Annotated in this window: 4 protein-coding genes; 2 read left to right on the forward strand and 2 right to left on the reverse strand. The window is 36.1% G+C overall.

From position 1 onward, the window contains the following. The first annotated feature begins 197 nt into the window (after positions 1–197). Entirely contained in the window at positions 198–647 is a 450-nt protein-coding gene (locus B0186_RS11345) for a hypothetical protein (protein ID WP_078219573.1), read from the forward strand. Between the two features lie 35 nt (positions 648–682). Here B0186_RS11345 and B0186_RS11350 read toward each other — a convergent pair whose 3' ends face one another. Both B0186_RS11350 and B0186_RS11355 read right to left on the reverse strand, forming a co-directional pair. After that, the gene (locus B0186_RS11350; RefSeq protein WP_078219574.1) at positions 683–1117 is read right to left on the reverse strand and encodes a hypothetical protein; all 435 of its coding nucleotides are present in this window, start codon (positions 1115–1117) and stop codon (positions 683–685) included. Beyond that, positions 1117–2148: an IS1595 family transposase gene (locus B0186_RS11355; RefSeq protein WP_078219575.1), complete on the reverse strand. Its 1032-nt coding sequence runs from the start codon at positions 2146–2148 to the stop codon at positions 1117–1119. Before B0186_RS11355 ends, B0186_RS11350 begins: the two co-directional genes overlap by 1 nt. 107 nt (positions 2149–2255) lie before the next feature. Here B0186_RS11355 and B0186_RS11360 point away from each other — a divergent pair, with 107 nt between their 5' ends. Further along, a complete protein-coding gene (locus tag B0186_RS11360; protein WP_078219576.1) occupies positions 2256–2591 on the forward strand; it encodes a helix-turn-helix domain-containing protein in 336 nt (111 codons plus the stop codon). Positions 2592–2883: the final 292 nt, after the last annotated feature.

The raw sequence follows: 2883 nt of genomic DNA on the forward strand, positions 1-2883 counted from the left end.
AGCACTTTTTGCAAAAAAAATTTAAAAATTTAGCTATAAGATGACTTTTTATGCATTTTGTATAAATTTCAATACAAAATCGTCTACTTTTTCCCAATATGTATATTTACGGTATTATGTAGCAGTTGCACAAAGACCAATTAACTCAATTTGACTAAAATCCTTGTGGTTATTTTACATCACAAGGATTTTTATTTATGGCAAGAATGACTGGGGAAAACCTTATTCGGCAGAAAATCGCAGAACTTACTCAACAAATTACTCACTTTGAGCAATGTATTAAAAAGGCGAGAGAGCATCAAGTAACTCTACAACAAGCCTTAGTGGCATTACAGAGTGACCCGTTTTCAAGTCCTATCAAGAGGAAAGCTAAATCTATTAGTGATGGGAGTGCGATTTCAATATACGCTTATCACCCTAGCGATTATATTGCAAAAGTGTTTAAACATTACCCAAATCAATGGATGTCAGCGAAAGAGATAATGTTTAAGGCTTTTGAAATTGAAGGGAAAATCGAACATAAATCGCAACATCACTCAATTGTAACTGCCTTTTCACACGCATTAAGACGATTACAAGAGAAAGGCATTGTTGAGAAACAGGTTTTGCAAGAGAAATCTTCCGTTAGGGTAATTCAGTGGCGGTGAAAGAGATTGTTGCATAGAAATAACAGCGATAACCATTATTTCTCGGTTTTTAATCTCCATAAAGCCACCTTGTGAGCCTTGTTTGACTGTCGTTCTACAATGCCTTTTTTGAGTAATATATCCATTGCCGCATGAACATTCTTAATATAGGTGCGATTTACAGGGGTATTGGGTTGATTATCTGCAATTAAGATTTCTTTTGTAATTTCTTCAACACGCCAATAACGATGTGGCTCTGTTTTGAGTAAACGGATAATTAAGGTAGCTGAATTTGTGGTAAAACGGCGGCAGCGAGTACGATATTGGAATTGTACTGTATCGTATTCGGTAACATCTCGATGTTCTTCTTCCATTATCTGAATTGCTTTGCGTAAAGTATAGATTTTATCATCAAGTAGCGAGAGATGTTCTCGTACTTGTTTACGCTCAAATTCAAGTTCTTTGAGTTTTTTATCAAGTGTATATGCCATTACATCACCAATCTTTCTACTTGTCTGTGATGACCTTGCCAATAGCCTTTCCAGTCGTTATCCGATGATGTATTGAGACATTTATTTATAACATCATTGAACAGGGTTAAATTATCCAGTTTGCGAGTATCTTCCCGATAAGCTATTTCATTGGCATAGTTATCAAGGTAGATATTTGACATTTTGTGGACTTGTCCATAATACATCCGTTTGAAACGAGCAAAATAGCTTTCTGCGAGATTATTCGTAATACCGTCATCACTACGATATTCACGCTGGTGGTTTACTCGTTGCAAATTGTAATTAACGATTAATTCATCATAAGCTGAATTTTCATCCGCATGAATACGGCTATTTGGCTCAATATAAGCGGTTGCCAATTTCTTCACTGTTTCGGTATTCTCAGAGAGAATGGGAAAGGTGATAGTTTTCTTTGCACCGACTAATTGCGGATTAGAAGAAGTTTCCTGTTCAGAATAACGCTCACGCATCACTAATACCGCACGTTTATTCGGATTGGCATGGGCTTTTAACCGTCTATCCACACGTTCACTTTTCTTATTCTTTGGGCGTGGGGCTGAATGTACATAGGTTCCGTCAATATGCACTTCGCCTGATAAGGGAAAAAGCTCACGTTGTACCATCAAACTCTCACGAATCTTGTGTGCAAGAGTAAAAGCGGTTTTGTACTGTACATTCAAATCACGAGAAAGCTGGCAGGCAGAAATGCCTTTTACCGCATTCACAAATAAGGCTATCGCAAATAAATAGGTTTGAAGTGGTAGCTTGTGATTGGCAAAAATCGTACCTGATGTAATGCTAAAAGTATGCTTACAATGTTTGCATCGCCACTGCTTGCGAGTCGAGATAAAATAGGCTTTGTGTTTCACTCCACACTTCGGGCAAACTTGTTCATTATTACTTCGCCAACGCAACTGACAAAGCATAAACAGCGTCTCGTCATCCGATAGGGCTATCTTAATGGGCGAAAGCAAGCGGGCTTTGCTTGTGAGAAGGAAGTGTTGAGCCATTTCTTTTGATTTATTCCATATTTAACATTAAAATATACCCGATAGGGTAATTTTTATGTTATTTATATTACCCTAAAGAACATAAAAAGTCAATATAGAATACTCAAATGAGCATAAGTGAAAGATTGAAACAGGTTATTGAATCTAAAAATATCAACATAAAAGAATTTTCAGAATTATCTGGCATCCCATATCGATCCGTTCAAAACTACTTACGCAATGAGCGGGAACCAAATGTAGAAGCGTTAACCAAATTAAAAGAAACAATGAATATCGATGTTAACTGGCTGTTAACTGGAGAGGGAAAAATGTTTCAAGGTTTGCCAAGTGATGAACTGGCTGAAAAAGAGCAAGCCCTTATCAATCATTATAGACAAATGTCGAATGATGTTCAAAGGGCTATGGAAGTAGCATTTAAAGCTATTTATGAAAATAATAAATAAGCTAACTTACATATTATTCTCTTTAAAAGAAAAATGACTTAAAAGATGTAACATTTCTGAATCTACAAAAGAAGAAAAAGCAGAAAAAAAACTATAAACTAATAAAATAATCTTACTTTTCATTTTTTTCTGACCTCGTCCCAAATTCTGTGTAAACACCCATTTCAACTTAACGGTGCTCGTCTAAGCGAGCACCAAAATCAATCATAAATCGATTCATCGCCAGTTTCCAGTTTTGAATCGGCATTGTCCATTTTTTTGAGGCATCTTTCATCGCAAGCCAAATTACTTT

Source organism: Canicola haemoglobinophilus, assembly GCF_002015075.1.
Taxonomy (GTDB): Bacteria; Pseudomonadota; Gammaproteobacteria; order Enterobacterales; family Pasteurellaceae; genus Canicola; species Canicola haemoglobinophilus.